Origin of the sequence: Catellatospora tritici (assembly GCF_019083965.1) — a bacterium.
Classification (GTDB): Bacteria; Actinomycetota; Actinomycetes; order Mycobacteriales; family Micromonosporaceae; genus Catellatospora; species Catellatospora tritici.
Genome location: NZ_JAHRCY010000018.1, coordinates 168,099 through 184,560 on the forward strand (window position 1 = coordinate 168,099; position 16,462 = coordinate 184,560).

General features: G+C 72.1%; 15 protein-coding genes and 1 pseudogene. 5 read left to right on the plus strand and 11 right to left on the minus strand.

Annotated elements, in window-relative coordinates; translation table 11 throughout:
- Window positions 1–8 precede the first annotated feature (8 nt).
- Window positions 9–404, minus strand: coding sequence for a nuclear transport factor 2 family protein (locus tag KUA19_RS31950; RefSeq protein WP_217402008.1), 396 nt, complete (start codon window positions 402–404; stop codon window positions 9–11).
- Window positions 405–508: 104 nt separating this feature from the next.
- Here KUA19_RS31950 and KUA19_RS31955 point away from each other — a divergent pair, with 104 nt between their 5' ends.
- The 3 genes from KUA19_RS31955 (at window position 509) to KUA19_RS31965 (ending at window position 2,605) form a co-directional block, all read left to right on the plus strand.
- Window positions 509–1,075 carry a TetR/AcrR family transcriptional regulator gene (locus KUA19_RS31955; protein ID WP_217402010.1) on the plus strand — a complete coding sequence of 189 codons (567 nt, stop codon included), beginning with the start codon at window positions 509–511 and terminating at the stop codon, window positions 1,073–1,075.
- A gap of 51 nt (window positions 1,076–1,126) precedes the next feature.
- Entirely contained in the window at window positions 1,127–1,630 is a 504-nt protein-coding gene (locus KUA19_RS31960; protein WP_217402012.1) for an NUDIX hydrolase, read from the plus strand.
- Window positions 1,631–1,705: 75 nt separating this feature from the next.
- Complete coding sequence (locus KUA19_RS31965; protein WP_217402014.1) at window positions 1,706–2,605, plus strand: histidinol-phosphatase; 900 nt, start codon at window positions 1,706–1,708, stop codon at window positions 2,603–2,605.
- Window positions 2,606–2,692: 87 nt separating this feature from the next.
- On the opposite strand, the gene KUA19_RS31970 is transcribed toward KUA19_RS31965, so the two are convergent.
- Window positions 2,693–4,114, minus strand: coding sequence for a WGR domain-containing protein (locus KUA19_RS31970; protein ID WP_217402015.1), 1,422 nt, complete (start codon window positions 4,112–4,114; stop codon window positions 2,693–2,695).
- 193 nt (window positions 4,115–4,307) lie between these two features.
- Between KUA19_RS31970 and KUA19_RS31975 the strand changes: the two genes are divergently transcribed.
- Complete coding sequence (locus KUA19_RS31975) at window positions 4,308–4,940, plus strand: HAD family hydrolase (protein WP_217402064.1); 633 nt, start codon at window positions 4,308–4,310, stop codon at window positions 4,938–4,940.
- 82 nt (window positions 4,941–5,022) lie between these two features.
- Here KUA19_RS31975 and KUA19_RS31980 read toward each other — a convergent pair whose 3' ends face one another.
- From KUA19_RS31980 to KUA19_RS31990, 3 genes are all read right to left on the minus strand, one after another.
- A complete protein-coding gene (locus KUA19_RS31980) occupies window positions 5,023–6,027 on the minus strand; it encodes a glycine betaine ABC transporter substrate-binding protein (RefSeq protein WP_217402019.1) in 1,005 nt (334 codons plus the stop codon).
- A 452-nt stretch (window positions 6,028–6,479) separates the two neighbouring features.
- Window positions 6,480–7,226 carry an ABC transporter permease gene (locus tag KUA19_RS31985; RefSeq protein ID WP_372451911.1) on the minus strand — a complete coding sequence of 249 codons (747 nt, stop codon included), beginning with the start codon at window positions 7,224–7,226 and terminating at the stop codon, window positions 6,480–6,482.
- Window positions 7,202–7,912: an ABC transporter permease gene (locus tag KUA19_RS31990; protein ID WP_217402023.1), complete on the minus strand. Its 711-nt coding sequence runs from the start codon at window positions 7,910–7,912 to the stop codon at window positions 7,202–7,204. The genes KUA19_RS31985 and KUA19_RS31990 overlap by 25 nt, the downstream gene beginning before the upstream one ends.
- A 2-nt stretch (window positions 7,913–7,914) precedes the next feature.
- On the opposite strand from KUA19_RS31990, the gene KUA19_RS31995 reads away from it, so the two are divergent.
- Window positions 7,915–8,889, plus strand: coding sequence for an ABC transporter ATP-binding protein (locus KUA19_RS31995; protein WP_217402025.1), 975 nt, complete (start codon window positions 7,915–7,917; stop codon window positions 8,887–8,889).
- Between the two features lie 152 nt (window positions 8,890–9,041).
- Here the strand turns inward: KUA19_RS31995 and KUA19_RS32000 are convergent, their stop codons facing one another.
- The 6 genes and pseudogenes from KUA19_RS32000 to KUA19_RS32025 all read right to left on the minus strand — a co-directional run.
- Window positions 9,042–10,631 carry an FAD-dependent monooxygenase gene (locus KUA19_RS32000; protein ID WP_217402027.1) on the minus strand — a complete coding sequence of 530 codons (1,590 nt, stop codon included), beginning with the start codon at window positions 10,629–10,631 and terminating at the stop codon, window positions 9,042–9,044.
- Between the two features lie 136 nt (window positions 10,632–10,767).
- Entirely contained in the window at window positions 10,768–11,658 is an 891-nt protein-coding gene (locus KUA19_RS32005) for a GNAT family N-acetyltransferase (RefSeq protein WP_217402029.1), read from the minus strand.
- A 64-nt stretch (window positions 11,659–11,722) separates the two neighbouring features.
- Complete coding sequence (locus KUA19_RS32010) at window positions 11,723–13,024, minus strand: MFS transporter (protein ID WP_308167764.1); 1,302 nt, start codon at window positions 13,022–13,024, stop codon at window positions 11,723–11,725.
- Window positions 13,021–13,611: an ArsR/SmtB family transcription factor gene (locus KUA19_RS32015; protein ID WP_217402031.1), complete on the minus strand. Its 591-nt coding sequence runs from the start codon at window positions 13,609–13,611 to the stop codon at window positions 13,021–13,023. The genes KUA19_RS32010 and KUA19_RS32015 overlap by 4 nt, the downstream gene beginning before the upstream one ends.
- 138 nt (window positions 13,612–13,749) lie before the next feature.
- Entirely contained in the window at window positions 13,750–16,293 is a 2,544-nt protein-coding gene (locus KUA19_RS32020; protein ID WP_217402033.1) for an ABC transporter permease, read from the minus strand.
- A 2-nt stretch (window positions 16,294–16,295) separates the two neighbouring features.
- A pseudogene (locus tag KUA19_RS32025) lies at window positions 16,296–16,462 on the minus strand (ABC transporter ATP-binding protein); the annotation flags it as partial.

A 16,462-nucleotide genomic window follows, 5' to 3' on the forward strand; every position in this document is an offset into this window, starting at 1 on the left:
GGCACCCCCTACGACCGGCTCAGCAGCTCGGTTATCGCGCGGTGGTCGTGAAAGTCGCGGGTGTGCGTGATCAGGCCGTCGCGCACCCGGAACAGCTGGATGTTGTCGACGGAGGCGGTGTGGCCGGTGGCGGGGTCGGTGAGGTCGTAGCCGTACTCGACGATGATCACCTCGGGGTCGGTGGTCTCGTGCACCAGCACGTCGCGTACCGCGAACGCCAGCCGCAGCGTGCCCGCGCGGGCGAGCTGGGCGGCGATGGCGTCGCGGCCGACCAGCCGGATCGGCTGGGGTGGGGCGAACGGGATCTCCACGACGGCGTCGGGCGCGTACTGCTGCGCCAGATCCTGCCACCGGTTCTCGTGGATGAGCCGTACTCGCTGGTCGAAGAGCTCACGTGGGGTCATGACGAGGTCCTTTCGGGGTCGAGGCATAATCGGAGTGATCACTCCGCTAGTCGCTTTCGACTATACGGACTGATCACTCCGCTTGTCCACCGCCCGGAGGATGCATGTCTGCCCAGGACAAACCGCTGCGCGCCGACGCCGCCCGCAACCGTGCCCGCCTGCTGGAGGCCGCCGAGCAGGTCTTCGCCGAACGTGGGACGGGCGCGCCCGTCGAGGAGGTCGCGCGTGCGGCCGGGGTCGGCGTCGGCACCGCCTTCCGGCACTTCCCGACCAAGGAGAGCCTGCTGTCAGCCGTCTACCTGGCCCGGCTGGAACGGCTGGGCGACCGGGCCGCGGGGCTGGCCGAGGCGGACGATCCGGTCGGGGCGCTGCGGACGTTCTTCGCCGAGACCGTGGAGCAGGCCGCCTCCAAGAACGCCCTCGCCGAGGCGCTGTCCGCCGCCGGGGTCGATCCGCGCGCGGCGGCGTCGGCGACCGGAGCGCGGTTGCGGGAGGCGTTGGGCGGGCTGCTGCACCGCGCCCAGCAGGCGGGGGTACGCCCCGAGCTGACCGTCGCCGACCTGATGAGCCTGCTCATCGGCGCCTCCCGCGCGGTGGAACCGCTGGCCGCCGACCCGGCCGCGCGCGCCCGCGTCATCGGTGTCATCCTCGACGGGCTCACCGCCGCCTGAGCCCCGGTCCGAGGGACGGCGAACCGGCGACCGGCTGGTTATGCTGCCCCGATGCCGATCTCGGAGTACGTCGCGAACCTGCGCAGCCACGTCGGAAACAGCCTGCTGATGCTGCCCAGTGTCAGTGCGGTCGTGGTGAACGAGCGCGGTGAGCTGCTGCTGGGCCAGCGCAGCGACAACAGCCGCTGGTCCCTGATCGCCGGTGCCATCGACCCCGGCGAGCAGCCCGCCGACGCGGTCGTGCGCGAGGTGTACGAGGAGGCCGGAATCCACGTCGCCGTCGAGCGGCTCGCCGGTGCGGCACTGCACCCGGTCGTCTACCCGAACGGCGACGAGTGCCAGTACCTGAACCTGTGGTTCCACTGTCGTGCGATCGGCGGCACGGCGCGGGTCAACGATGACGAGTCGCTCGCGGTCGGCTGGTTCTCCCGCGGCGCGCTGCCGCCGGTCGACGAGTGGGTGCGGTTGCGCATAGACGAGACGCTCGACGGCGACTCGGCCTGGTTCGCCCGGCCCGGCACCGCCCACCCGGCCCTTGGCCTGCTCGACGCGTGATCGTGGCGTCCCGGGCTGTGGCGTGTCCGGCCCCCGCCGTCATCCCGCACCGCGCCGTGGACTAGAGCTGACGTCATGGGCGACTACCACGTGCACCTGCACCCGCACGAGCCACGGCCGGAGCATGGCCCGCCGCCCGGCGAGTACCCGCCGGGGCACGTCGACGCGTTCGTCGAGCGGGCCCTGTCGCGCGGCGCGACCGAGGTCGGGTTCACCGAGCACCTGTACCGCTTCGTCGAGTTCGCCCCGGCGATCGAGGGCTTCTGGGCCGAGGGGGCGCGGCAGGACCTGACCGAACAGTCCCGGCAGATGTACTACGACGAGCTGAACCTGCACCTGGACCGGTATGTCGAGGCCGTCACCGGTGCCCGCGACCGGGGTCTGCCGGTGCGCCTGGGGATGGAGGTCGACTGGTTCCCGGCGCACGCGGACCGGATCGCCGACATCCTGGCGCAGTACCCGTTCGACTTCCTGGTCGGCTCGGTGCACTGGGTCGGCGAGTGGGCCCTGGACCACCCCGCCGTCACCTACGAGTACGAGCGCCGCGGCGTACGCCGCGCCTACGAGGACTACTTCGCGCTGGTCACCGAGCTGGCCGAGGCCGGGCTGGTGCAGGTGCTCGGCCACGCCGACGTGGTGAAGAAGTTCGGCCACCGGTGTGAGCAGGAGCCGGTCGACCTGTACGAGCGGCTGGTCGCGGCCGTGGTGCGCGGCGGGATCGCGATCGAGGTGAACAGCGCGGGGCTGCGCAAACGGATCGCCGAGCCCTACCCGGCGCCGACGCTGCTGCGGATGTTCCATGCGGCGGGCGTGCCGATCACGCTGGCCAGCGACGCGCACGAGCCGCACGAGGCCGCCGACCGCTTCGACGACATCACCCGGTACGCCCGCGCCGCCGGATACCGCGAGCAGCTGGCCTTCGCGGTCGGCGGCGCGGCGCGGCTTGTGCCGCTGTCCGACCCGGACGTCCGCTGAAGCCGACCGGCACGTGGCGGACGGCGCGGAGTGGGGGCACCGCCGCACCCGAGAGCTGGACGGCTGCGACGGTGCCCGGTATCGAAATTAGACCAGTTTCCGGATCTCGCCAAAGGCGCGGTAGAACCCGCCCCGGCTCGCCTCGCGCACCTCGCTGACCAGGTACCGGGCGCCCGCCTCGCGGATGCCCTTGGGGAACTGCACCTGCCACGAGCTCTGGAAGCCCGAGGAGACCACGCGCACCCGCAGGCGGCCGCCCTCCTCGACGCATTCGAGCACCACGCCGCCGCTGCTGTCGGTGGTCGTCTCGATCGCGGTCGGCGCGGCGACCGCCGGGGCCTGCTGCGGCGCCTTGATGTCGACGACGGTCGGCACGGTGCCCTGCTCGGCCGCGCGGATCGCCGGTTCGGAGGCGTCGATGCAGGCCAACGAGCCGTCCGTGGTGACGATGTAGAGCCGCTCGTCGTGGTACTGCATCGAGTAGGCCGAGCCGCAGCCGGTGCCGAGCTTCCACAGGCGGTTGCCCGCGTCGTCGAAGCAGTACACCGAGGAGCTGTTGTCGCCGGCGAAGATGAACTTGCCGTCGGGGCTGGTGGCGCACGAGAAGACGGCGGCGTCGCAGGAGTACGTACGCCGGTGCGCACCGTCCTTGGCCAGCTCGACGACCTTGCGGTCGGAGGTGCCCGCGTACAGGGTCTGCTCCTCCTGCCAGCCGAACAGCACCGCGCTGGTGCGGTGCTTCCAGACCACGTCGCCGGTCTGCCAGTTGTAGCTGGTCACGCCACCAGAGTGGCCGTGGTGCACGGCGGTGGCGTCGCAGCGGACCATCCAGCCCGAGGAGCCCTCGCTCTGCTTGCGCCACAGGAACTCGTCCTCGTGGTCGATCGCGGCGACCCCGCCGCGCGCGTCGGACACGCCGAGCACGCCGTCGTGGATGTCGAGCCAGTAGATGTCGATGTCGGGCGCGATCTGGTACGCCACCCGCGGCATCTTGCCGGACAGGTCGTACACGTTGCCGTCGTCACAGCCCGCGTACAGCCACGCGTCGTCGGCGACGATGCACTTGACCCCGTCGGGCAGCTTGACCTGCGAGATCACCTCGGCGTCGTGGTTCAGCGTGGTGATCACGCCCGCCTCGTTGCCGACCATGCACACCCGCTCGTCGACGAAGATGCCGAACGCCGACGTGCCGGAGCGATAACGCCACAGCACCGGCGCGCTCTTGGCGGTGGAGCGGGTGCTGGTGATCACGCGGCGCGACACCGAGCGCTTCTGCCGCGCACCCTGCACCGCCGGGGCGTACCCCTTGCGCACCTTCTCGCCGATCTTCTTCGCCGCCGCGGCCCTGGCCTTGTCGTGGTCGGCGAAGGTGCTTCGGGTGGTGGCCCCGGGGTCGCCGATGCGGCCGTACCGGATGGTCAGCTCGGTGTCGTCGACAATCACCTCGTAGAACTTGTGCGAGCCGCCGTCGGCTTCGGACAGTTCCAGGTACGTCGTCTCACGGGGCATGGCAGCTTTCGCCTTTCGCGGCGGGGGAAGCGCTCGGACTCGCGGTACGTTAGCGACCGCCACCGACACCGCGGCCCGCCGTCCCACGGAGCGACCATCGTCGCTGGTCAGCGTGATCCCGGCCACTACCGTCGATATTCCCGGGCCGCCGCTCGCGCCGGTACGGAATGATCGTCGGGTGACTCCCGCGGCAGTGCTCTTCGACATGGACGGAACCCTCTTCGACAGCGAACCGCTGTGGGACATCGCCATCGAGGAGCTGGCCGCCGAGTACGGGGCGGTGCTCGCCGCCGAGGTGCGCCTGGCGATGGTCGGTCGGTCGGTGCCCGAGTCGATGATCCTGTTCCACGACGGCATCGGCCAGCCGTGGCGCGACGCCAAGACCAGCTCCGACTGGATCTACGACCGGGTGGCGGTGCTGTTCGCGACCGACCTGGTGTGGCGGCCCGGCGCCCGCGAGCTGCTCACCGAGGTGCGCGCCGCCGGGATCCCCGCCGCGCTGGTGACCTCCACCAACCGGCGTGTGGTCGAGATCGCGCTGGACACCCTCGGCCGGAACACCTTCGACGCGGTGGTGTGCGGGGACGAGGTCGCGTTCACCAAGCCGCACCCCGACCCGTACCTGCGGGCGGCGAAGCTGCTCGGCGTCGAGCCCGCCGACTGCCTGGCCATCGAGGACTCGCCCACCGGCGCCGCCAGCGCCCTGGCCGCCGGCACCCGGGTGATCGCCGTCCCGCACGCCGTCTCCGTCGACCCGGCGCCGGGACTCACCGTGCTGCCGACGCTCGCGGGCGTCACCCTCGCCCACCTCGCCACCCTGCGCTGAAACGAAGGAAGGGCACCTTCTTATCGCTTTGCGAGGTTGAAGGTGCCCTTCTCAAGTGTGCGCGGCGGGGGTTCCCGCCGGGTCAGCCGGCCGCGAAGGCGCTGTCGGACGAGAAGACGGTGCCGAGGCTCGCCTTGCCGGTGGTCAGCGCGGTCTTGGTCTGCGGGCCGCCCGCGTCGGCCTGCACGAACGAGCCGAAGTCGATGCCGTACACGCTCTTGAGGCCCTTCTGGCAGAACGGGCGCTCCGGGCACTCGGCCGGACCGGCCAGCACCGAGGCCTTGCCGCTGCACTTGGCCGCGAACTCCGACAGCGTCTTCACGCCGTTGGCGTCGGCGAACGCCTTGGTCACCGCGAACGCGTTCTGGTCGGTCGCGGCCGACGGGGCGCCCACGGCCAGACCCGCCTTCTCGGCCAGACCCTTCAGCGCGGTCACCGTCGCGGTCACGTCACCGCTGGCCTTGGGCTGGGCGTCCTTGCCGTTCTGCTTCTGGTTCAGGAACTCCGTCAGCGTCGCCGCGTACTCCGGGAAGACGGTCAGCTCGCCACGCTCCAGGGCCGCCTCGTACAGCTCGCGGTTGCCCGCGACCTGCACCGTCGCGCTGAAGCCCGCGCTGTTCAGGGCGATCTTGTAGAGCTCGGCCAGGATCTGGCTCTCCGGGAAGTTCGCCGCACCGACGACGACCTTGCCGCTGCCGCCGGACAGGCCGCCGGCCAGCCCCGCCGACGCGGCGAAGTCGGCCGCCGCCACCTGCGCGGTCTTGCGGTCGACGTCCACGGCCCGGTTCAGCGCCACGAGCTTGGGGGTGTCCAGGGCCGCGCCGACCTTGTCGACGGCCGCGAGCAGGGCCGGGCTGGCCGCCTTCGCGTTGGCGACCGCGATCACGTTGTCCGCGTTCTGCAGGTGCTTGTCGTCCTCCAGCATCACCAGCGCGGTCCCGGCTGCCGGGGCGCAGCCCGCCCCCGACACGCTCTGCGGCGCGGTCGTGCCGGACGATCCGGCCTCACCACAGGCGGCCAGCGTGAACGCCGCCGCCGCGAAGCCCGCCAGCGCCAGCGCGGACAATTTACGAGTATGCGAATACATGCGTGCAGCCTTCCGTTCGCGGCCGGGCAACCCCGGCCGAACGTGCGCGAATCGTGTCGTCACCACGTTTCCTAGCGGATACCTGGGACATAGTGGCGAGGATTTGTGAACTGCCCGCGGCCCTACCCGCGAACAGCCGTTCACAAACCGCGGGTCTGCGCAGGCAGCCGCGATGACCCGCGATTGTTCCCCGCCGCCCAGTGACGATCATCATGCTTTCCGGGCCTTCGCGTGCCTACCGCCCGATTGCGCAATTTCAGCACTGGCGCGCCCACCCGCCTTCGGCGATACTCGCGCCCGCGCCGCGCCGCGCCCACGCGCGCATCGCCGCGCCCACGCGCGCGGCGATGCGGCAGTTTCGGGGAAACTGCACGAATAGCCGCCAAGATTCCAGCACTTTCCCCGAAACTGCACCGCCTATAGCCCGTGCGCGGGGGAGGGGGCGAGTGGGGTCAGGGGGTGGCGGTGACGGGGTCGGCGGCGGAGCGGGCGGGGTGTCGGCCGGTACGCCGGAGCGCCTTGGGCAGCACGGCCCGCTCGACCAGCGCCAGTGCCCCGTCCGCGAGCAGGCACAGCAGCGCCACCAGCAGACCACCGGCCAGCACCTGGCCGCCGCCCGCGTTCAAGCCCAGCCCGAAGCCGCGACTGATGATCATCCCGAGCCCGCCGCCGTTGACGTACGCGGCGAGCGTCGCCGTCGCCAACACCTGCACCGCCGCGATGCGCAGCCCGTTGGCCAGGTACGGCACCGCCAGCGGCAGCTCCACCGAGCGCAGTAGTTGCCACCCCGACAGCCCCATGCCCCGTCCGGCATCGCGCACCTGCGGATCGACCTCACGTACCCCCAGGTATGCGTTGGCCAGCAGCGGCGGGATCGCGAACAGGGCCAGCGCCAGGATGATCGCGGGCGGTCCGAACCCGATCACGGTCAGCGGCAGGATGGTCAGCAGCGCCACGGTGGGCACCGCCCGGCTGAGGTTGGTCATGGCCACCACGGCGGTGCCGCCGCGACCAACGTGCCCCAGCCCCAGCCCCACCGGCCAGGACACCGCGCAGGCCAGCCCGACCGCCGCCGCTGAGATCCACAGGTGTTCCTCGGTGCGGGCGATGATTCCGTCCGGATTGGTCCAGTTCAGCGGATCGTTCAGCCACTGGATGGCGTCGTTGATGATGCTCACGCGGGCCTCCGGCGGGTCCAGGGCATGATGGCGCGGCCGATCAGGATCAGGGCCAGGTCGAGCACCAGGGCCAGGCCGACGCAGGCCAGTGTTGCCGCCATGATCTGCGCACGGTAGAAGTTGGCGTTGAAGCCGCCGATGATGAGGTTGCCGAGGCCGCCGAACCCGACCAGCACGCCGACGGTGACCAGCGCCACCGTGGACACGGTCGCGATGCGCAGGCCGGTCATGATGCCAGGCAGAGCCAACGGCAGTTCGATGCGCCACAGCAGCGCGGCGGGGCCGTACCCCATGCCGCGGGCGCTGTCGACCACGTCGGCCGGAACCTGGCGCAGCCCGGTGAGGGTGTTGCGCACGATCGTCAACAGCGCGTACAGCACCAGTCCGATCAGGACCGTACTGGCATGCAGGCCCGTGTACGGCGCCAGCACCGCGAACAGGGCCAGTGACGGGATCGTGTACAGCACCCCGGTCACACCCAGGATCGTGCCGGTCAGCCTGCCGAAGCGGTACGCCAGCACCGCCAGTGGGATCGCGAGCAGCGCGGCGATGACGACGGCGGCTAAGGTCAGCAGGAGGTGTTCGCGCAACGCGGCCAGTAGCGTGCCGTAGTTCTGGCGCAGGTAGTCCCAGGAGAACCAGGGATTGTCGGCGACGGGGTCGTAGGCGGCCCAGGCGGACACGAGTGCGCTGACCTTGGAGGGCATGGGTGAACGGTACCGCCGCGGTGTCGATCCGGCTGGACGGAGTCCGCAAGCAGTACGGCGACGGCACCGTGGCCGTCCGTGAACTGAGCCTCGAACTGCCCGCCGGACAGCTCAGCGTGCTGGTCGGGCCGTCCGGCTGCGGCAAGTCCACCCTGCTCCGCATGATCAACCGGTTGATCGAGCCGTCCGGCGGCCGGATGTGGCTCGGCGACGACGAGATCACCTCGGTCGACCCGATCGAGTTGCGCCGCCGCATCGGCTACGTGATCCAGAACGTCGGACTGTTCCCGCACCACACCGTGCGCGACAACGTCGCCACCGTGCCGCGCCTGCTCGGCTGGCCCCGGGCTCGCATCACCGAACGCGTCGACGAGCTGCTGGAACTGATCGGCCTGCCCGCCCCGCAGTACGCCGCCCGCTACCCGCACGAGCTGTCGGGCGGGCAGCGCCAGCGGGTCGGGGTCGCCCGCGCACTGGCCGCCGACCCGGTGGTGCTGCTGATGGACGAGCCGTTCTCCGCCGTCGACCCGATCGTGCGGGGGCGGCTGCAGGACGAGTTCCTGCGGCTGCAGCAGACCGTACGCAAGACGATCGTGTTCGTCACCCACGACGTGGACGAGGCGGTGCGGCTGGGCGACCGGATCGCGGTGCTGTCGGAGGGCGGCCACCTGGAGCAGTTCGCCGACCCGGCGACGCTGCTGTCGCGCCCGGCCAACGACTTCGTGGCCGAGTTCGTCGGCGCCGACCGGGGCATCAAGCTGCTCGCGGTCACCCCCGTACCGCGTGAGGGCCTGGCCCCGCTGCCCGCCGACGCGCCCGCCGACCCGCCCGTGGTGGACGTGACGGCCAACCTGCGTGACGCGCTCGCCGTGATCCTGGAGTCCGACACCGGCTGGGTCGCCGTCCGCGACGGCGCCGCCGTGCTCGGCATCCTCACCCCCGACACGGTCTACACCCACCTCCGTTCGCTGATCTGACCGGCGGTCACACCCCGCTCCGCGCCGCCTCACCCGCCGCGTCCTCATATGCGTTTGGCTATCTCATTGAGTCCGATCATGGCTCAATGAGATAGGACAACGCCTATGGCAATGGCGGGGTGGGCGGCCCGGCGCTCGACGGTGATCGGTGGTCACGCGGGCGAGGACGGGCCGAACCAGCGGGTGAGGGCCTGCGGCAGGGGCGTGGCCGAGGCGTCGGACCAGGCGACGTAGCCGTCGGGGCGGATGAGCAGCGCCTGCGGCGCGGCGGCCCTCGCGGTGACCGTGTCGACGCGGGACGACCATGGGCGGGCCAGCGCGGCGGGCGAGTCCGGCCCGGTGCGGCCGGTGGCGTCCAGCAGCAGCGGGCGGCCGGTGCGCAGCAGTTCCGCCACACGGGTGCGGCGTCGGCCGACGCGCACGTTCAGGTCGGGCACCAGGCGGCCGATGCGCGGGTCGGCCGGATCCTCCTCGTACGCCACGTCGCTGCCCGCCATGGTCGCGGCAAGCTTCGCCAGCAGCGCCGGATCCGACAGCCGCGCCGCGAACGCCGTCCGCTCGGCCGTCACCGCCTCGCCCGGCGCGATCAGGGCCGCCTGGTCGCGTACGTGGATCAGCATCCGCCGCGCCTGCGGCGCCCGCTCGGCGTCATAGGTGTCCAGCAGCCCGTCGGGTGCGTCGCCGCGCACGGCGGCGGCCAGTTTCCAGCCCAGGTTGACCGCGTCCTGCAGGGCGAGGTTGAGCCCGGGTCCGCCGAACCCGGCCACGACGTGCGCGGCGTCGCCCGCCACGAACACCCGCCCGATCCGGTACGGCCGCGCCACCCGCGAGTTTCGCCCGGTCAGGCGCCGCAGCACGTGCGGCCCGGGTCCATCGGGTGCCCACATCGGCAGGTCCTGTCCGAGCACCCGGCGTACGGCCGTACGCAGCTCGTCGAGGCTCATCGGCCCGTTCTCGTCGGGTTCGGGCTGGTCCCACTCGGTCACGTGGACCAGGTGCACCCCGGGCCGGAACGAGGCGAAAGTGAACACCCCGCCGGGCAGCCGGTGCAGCTCGAACGGGCGCAGCGGCGCCCCGCCGGGCACCCGCAGCGCGCCGCCCCGGGTGAGCACCCCGGCGGGCAGTACCACGTGCGCGTCCCGACTGACCGTGTCGCGGCTGGTCAGCCCCGGAAACTCGATCCCGGCGCCCTTGCGGACCGCGCTGTGCGCCCCGTCGCAGCCGACCAGGTATGCCGCCCGCAGCCGGTACGGGCCGTCGGGGCCGCGCACCTCCAGGTCCACGCCGTCGGGGTCCGGTGCGAACGCGACCAGTTCGTGCTCGCGCCGAAGCTGGCCGCCCAACCGCAGCGCGTCGCGCTGGAGCACCAGCTCCAACTGGCGCTGTGGCACGGGCAGTATGTGCAGCGGATTGTCGGGCACCCGGTGCAGGGGTAGGCGGAAGCCCGCGTAGCTGAAGGCGCGGATGGGGCGGGGGCGGCCCAGGTTGCCGGTGCCGAAGCGGCGCAGCAGGCCGTGCGGGCTGCGGTCGTGACCGGCCAGCGCGCCGTGCAGGCCACGCTGGTCGAGCACCCGCACCACCTGGCCGACCAGGCCGTTGGCGCGGGGCAGATCGTCGGGGGCGGCGCGGCGCTCCAGCACGATCGCGTCGATGCCGCCGCGACGCAGCTCGGCAGCGAGCAGCAGGCCGGTCGGTCCGCCGCCGACGATGGCGACATCAGTGTGTTCGGCCTGTGCGTGCATGGTTCGCCTCCGAAGATCCGTTGCTGTGGACGCTGGGTGTCGCCCTGGCGGCACCGGGCGTCCACGAAAACGGATCACCACAGCTCGACTCGGCGGCTGCTGTCAACCGTAGTTGACAGCAGCCGCAGGCGTCAACCTAAGTTGACAGCAGGGGGCGATGGAACGGCCGCTGTTGGGCGACCTCCCGGAAGCCGGCCGACCGGTACAGCGCCACCGCGGCCGTGTTCGTCGCCGGCGTCAGTACCGCCACCGCACTGGCCCCCTCGGCCCGTAGCCGGGCGCAGACCGAACGCACCGCGGCGCGGCCGTAGCCGTGCCCGCGCTGCTCCGGATGCGTGCCGACCGGCTCCAGCAGCGCGCACCGGCCCGGCGCGGCCAGCCAGCCGGTCGCCGCCGCGGCAGGCTGCCCGTCCGGCGTCAGCACCAGCGACTCCACGCACAGCGATGCCGCGACCGAGCCGCGCATCGCCCGCCACCGCTCGACCGTGAACGTCGAGCCCTCGAACGCCGCCCGCTGCACGGCGACCCGCGCCGGGGCCGTGTCCTCGTCGACCGCGACCACGCGCGACCCGGCGGGAGCCGAAACGGGCAGGTCCTCGCAGACCAGCAGCACCCACGGCTCGTCCGGGTCGCGCGTCCAGTCGTGTCGCAGCAGCGCGGTCCCCACCGGTGAGTCCTCCGGCAGTGCGCACCAGGCCTGCCCGTCCCCGACGATCTGGTGGAACCGCCACGCCAACATGTCGGCCAACTCGCGATCGGCGGCGACGCGGGGTGCGAGACCGGCGTACAGCACCGGCCCGTCGCTCAGGGTCACCGCGACCGGCCCGGATTGGTCGGACCACAGCCGCAGCGAGTCGCGGACCAGGTCGTCCTCGAAGCGCAGGTGCCAGCCGACGTCGCCGGGGTGCAGCGGCCCACCGGTGCGCCCGGCGGGCGTCCAGGCGGCCAGGGCGGCGATCGCCACCAGGGCTTCGGCCCGGCCGACCTGGCGCTCGTACAGCTTCAGCCTCGGGATGCGCGAGCTCATGGCGCGCGAGAATAGGCCCATCCTGGACGCCGTGCCACCGGTTTCCCGGTGGCACGGCACGGATTCAGACCACGCCCACCTCGACGCCGAGCGAGGCGTCGTCGGCTTCGGAACCGCGGGGCGCGGGCACCTTCGCGGTGTCCGGCCGCTGGTCCATCAGGCGCCACGTCTGCCGGTCGAGCAGCGGCAGCAGCGTGGCGGCCAGGTACAGCACGCCGAACAGCAGCAGCGAACCGGTCAGGCCCAGCCCCTGCACCGCCCAGCCGCCGAGCAGACCGCCCAGCGGGATGCCCGCGTACGCGATGGCGGTGGACAGGCTCAGCACCCGGGCCTGCAGGTGCTCGGGCACCCGCTCGAAGCTGACCGCGGACAGGATCGGGTTGACCGCCGCCATGGCCAGACCGCCCACGAAGGACACGGCCAGCACCAGCGTGAGCGTGTCCGACAGGGCCAGCGTGAACAGCCGGGGCGCCCCGCCGATCAGGAACCCGGCGGTGAACACGGCATAGCGGGGCGCGCGGGGGGCCAGGGCGGTGAAGACGAGGTTGCCCAGCACCGCGCCGAGCGCGAACGCGCCGCCGGTGAAGCCGAGCGCGATCGGCGAGTGCAGCACCTGGTCGACCCATACCGGCACGAACACGGCCGCGTTGGCCTGGTCGGCCAGATTGGTCACGAACAGCAGCGCCAGGAAGCCGAGCAGCAGCCGGTCACCGCGCAGGTAGCGGAACCCGCCGCGGATCGCGGTCAGGTACGGCTCGCGCGGCGCCGCCAGCACCGCGGCCAGCCCGGTGGCCGGGACCGGCCCGGCGCCGGTGTCGGCGGGCACGAACAGCGCCACCAGCAGCGCGCACAACGCGAACGTGGCCCCGTCGAACAGGACCGCGCCGGGGGCGCCCAGCCAGACGATGACACTGCCGCCGATGCCCGCGCCGAGCAGCCCGGCCAGCCGGTTCACCCCGTCGTAGACCGAGGCCGCGCGGGTGATGTCCACACCGGAGGCGGCGATGGCGCGGGGCAGCAGCATCCGCTTGGCGTTGTCGCCCATGCCGCGCAGCGCACCCGCGACCACCAGCAGGGCGAGCAGCGCCCCGAAGCCGCCGACGTAGCCGAGCGCCACGGCGGTGGTGGCCAGGGCGCTGGCCAGGTCGGCGCCGATGGCGATGCGGCGGGCACCGTACCGGTCGAGCAGGGGCGCGCCCAGCGGGGCGGCGAGCACGTACGGCAGCCACTCGGCGGCCGCGGCCAGGCCCATCTTGGTGGGGCTGTTCGTGGTGACCAGCACCAGCCACGGCACCGCCAGGAACGTCATCCGGCTGCCGATCTGCGAGATCGTGCCGGCGGTGAACAGTCCGATCAGGCCCTTCACGGCTGCACCTCATCGATGACCGGCTGCACCTCGTCGAAGACCGGCAGCACCTGCAGCTGTACGTGGACCCGGGTGGTGCCCTCGGGGTCGGCGACGTCCGGGTCGGCGAGGCGGTAGCGGTCGATCACCTCGGTCAGCTCGGCCAGCATCGCCTGCGTCTCGGCGGGGTCGAGCTGCCGGGTCCAGGAGCTCAGGGTGCCCACGTGCGCCCAGGGGGCGGGGCGGGTGGGCATCTCGCTGATGGCGCGGTCCATGCGCGCGGCGTACTCGGCGGCGATGGCGCGCAGGTAGATCTCGAAGTCGCCGAACGACTCCGGGTCGACGCGGTCCACGGTGGTGCCGCGGTGCACCGCGTGCCACCAGCGCTCGCGGCCGGTGCCCTGCTCGGGTTCGTCGGCGACGAAGCCGTACAGCGACAGCTGGCGCAGGTGGTAGCTGGTCGCGGCGCTGGACAGGCCGAGCCGCTGGGCCAGCAGGGTGGCGGTGGACGGGCCGTTGTCGCGCAGCAGCGTGAGGATCCGGACGCGCAGGGGATGCGCCAGTCCGCGCAGGGTGCGCGGATCGAGATGGATGCGGTCGTTGGACACAACCGCCAACATATCTTTGCAAAGACTCCTTGGCAATCCGTCGGGGTGAACCGTCGGAGTGAAGAAGGGCACCTTCTACATCGGATTGCGATAAGAAAGTGCCCTTCCTTTCCTCGCGGAGCGGGAGGGGGTGGGGCGTTAGTCGTGGGCGATGGCGCGCAGGACGTTCACGCGGGCGGCGCTGATGGCGGGCAGGACCGCGGCCAGCACGCCGACCACCACGCCCAGCGCCAAGTACGTGCCCATCTGCGCCCATGGGAAGGCCAGTTCCGTCAGGCCCTCGTCGGCCAGGCCGCGCACCATCGCGGCCCCGAGTCCCGCGCCGACGACCAGACCCAGCAGCGCGCCGAACACCGTGATCACCACGGCCTCGACGGTGACCATCCGCATGGTCGCGCCCCGGCCCAGGCCGATCGCCCGCAGCAGGCCGATCTCGCGGGTGCGCTCCAGCACCGACATCGCCAGCGTGTTGATCACGCCGAGCACCGCGATGACGATGGCCAGACCCAGCAGCACCTGGATCATCAGCAGCAGCTGCGCGGCGTCGCCGAGCTGCCGGTCCAGGTACTCCTGCTGGTTCTCCACCAGCATCTCGGGGCTGTCGACCAGCAGCGCCGTCAGGCCGTCGCGGACCGCCCGTTCGTCGGCGCCCGGGGCCAGCGTGACGTACGCGAACGACGGCTGCTGCGAGCGCATCTGCGCCGCGATGTCGGTGCCGAAGACGTAACCGCCGTAGAACTCGACCCGGTGGTAGACGCCGACGACGCGGTAGTCGGCCGGGTCACCGCGCGTCGGCCGCACCGACACGGTGTCGCCGACCGACAGGCCCGACTCGCGTGCGGTCTCGTCGTCGATCACGACCTCACGTGGCCCCGGCTGCGCCAGCGATCCGGCGACCGTGGCCAGGGACAGGTCCCGGGCCACCGCAGGCAGGTCGGTGACCGCGGTCGCCCAACCCGGCTGACCGTTGATCATGGCCTGGTCGTTGTACTCGGCGGCGACCGACGTCACGCCCGGCAGCTGCCGCATGCTCGGCAGCAGGGCCGCGTCGAAAGTGGGCAGCACGCCGGGGCTCTCCTGACCGGAGATGATCAGGTCGGCCTGGAAGCTCTCCGCCGCGTCGCCGCGCAGCGACTTGTCGACCGAGGTCAGCATGGTGTTCACACCCGTGATCAGGGCGACGCCGACCATCAGCGCGGCCGCGGTGATCGCGGTACGCCGCGGGTTGCGGCCGGAGTTCAGCCGACCCAGCCGACCCGGCACCGACCACGAGAACAGGCGGCCCAGCAGCGACACGGTCGGTTTGGCCAGTGCCGGGCTGAGCAGCGCCACCCCGACGAACGCGCTGAGCACCCCGCCGAGCAGCAGCCACGTCACCGCGTCGCCGTCGACGGCCATACCCCAGGTGAGCAGGCCCGCGCCCACTGCCACCAGGGTGGACCCGGAGACGGTGAGCTTGGTCAGCGGCCGGTCGGGGGTGGCCACCTCCTGCAGGGCCGCGATCGGCGGCACCCGCGAGGCGCGTACGGCGGGCAGCAGGGCGGCGATCAGGGTGACAATCATGCCGACCCCGAACGCGCCCAGCACCGCCGCGAGCGGCACCCCGATCCCGGCCAGGACCAGGTTGTTCATGTCCGCGGCCAGGTTCGCCAGCAGCGCGCCGACGCCGACACCCGCGGCCAGTCCGACCACCGAGGCGATGAAGCCGATGACCAGCGACTCGACCAGCATCGCCCGGATGACCTGGCGGCGGCTGGCGCCCAGCGCCCGCTGCAGGGCCAGTTCCTTGGTCCGCTCCGCCACGATGATCGAGAACGTGTTGAGGATCAGGAAGCTGCCGACGAACAGGGCCACCCCGGCGAAGCCGAGCAGGATCTTGTTGAAGAAGGACAGCGCCTCCTTGAAGTCGCCCGCGATCGCGGCGGCGGCCTCGGCCCCGGTCCGCACCGTGTACCCCTCGCCGAGTGCGGCCTTGATCGCGTCACGCAGGGCGGTCGGGTCGGTGCCGGGTGCGGCGGTCACGCTGATGCTGGTGTACGCCCCCGGCGTGCCCAGCATCAGCCGCTGCGCCACCGGTTCGGTGAACCGCACCTCCTGCACCGGCCCCCGGCTGGGCAGCCCGCCCTCGTAGCCGAAGACGCCGACCAGCGTGAACGTCTGCTTGGGCTGGGTGGTGAGCACGCCGACCCTGTCGCCGACCTTGAGCTTGCCCAGCTCGGCCAGCAGCGTGTTCACGGCGATCTCGTCGTCGGCGGTGGGCGCCCGGCCCTCGCGCAGTTCCAGGCCACCGGTCTGGCCGGTCCAGTTCTCGCCGAAACGCGGCGGCCCGTACGAGGTGACGACCTTGCCGTCGGCGCCGACGACCCGCGCCCCGTCGGCCTGTACGTCGCCGACGACCTGGGCCGCGCCCGTCACGGCGGCGACCCTCTCCCGGTCGGCGGTGCTGAGCAGGCCGGGCACGGACTCGCCCTGCAGCTCGGACACGTCGATCGCGGGTTTGGCGGTGACCAGTACGTCGGTGGCGGCCATCGACGAGGAGAACATGTTGTCGAAGGAGCGGCCCAGCGCGTCGGTGAGCACGAACGAGCCGGACACGAACATCACGCCCAGGACCACCGCGAGCACCGACAGGGTCAGCCGGAGTTTGCGGGAGAACAGGCTCTTGAGTGAGGCGCGCAGCATGCTTACTGACCGTCCCGCCGGTCGAGGTTCTTCATGGTGTCGAGCACCGCGTCGGCGGTCGGCGTGGTCAGCTCGTCGACGATCGCGCCGTCGGCGAGGAAGATCACGCGGTCGGCGTACGAGGCCGCGTTGGCGTCGTGGGTCACCATGATGATCGTCTGGCCGTACT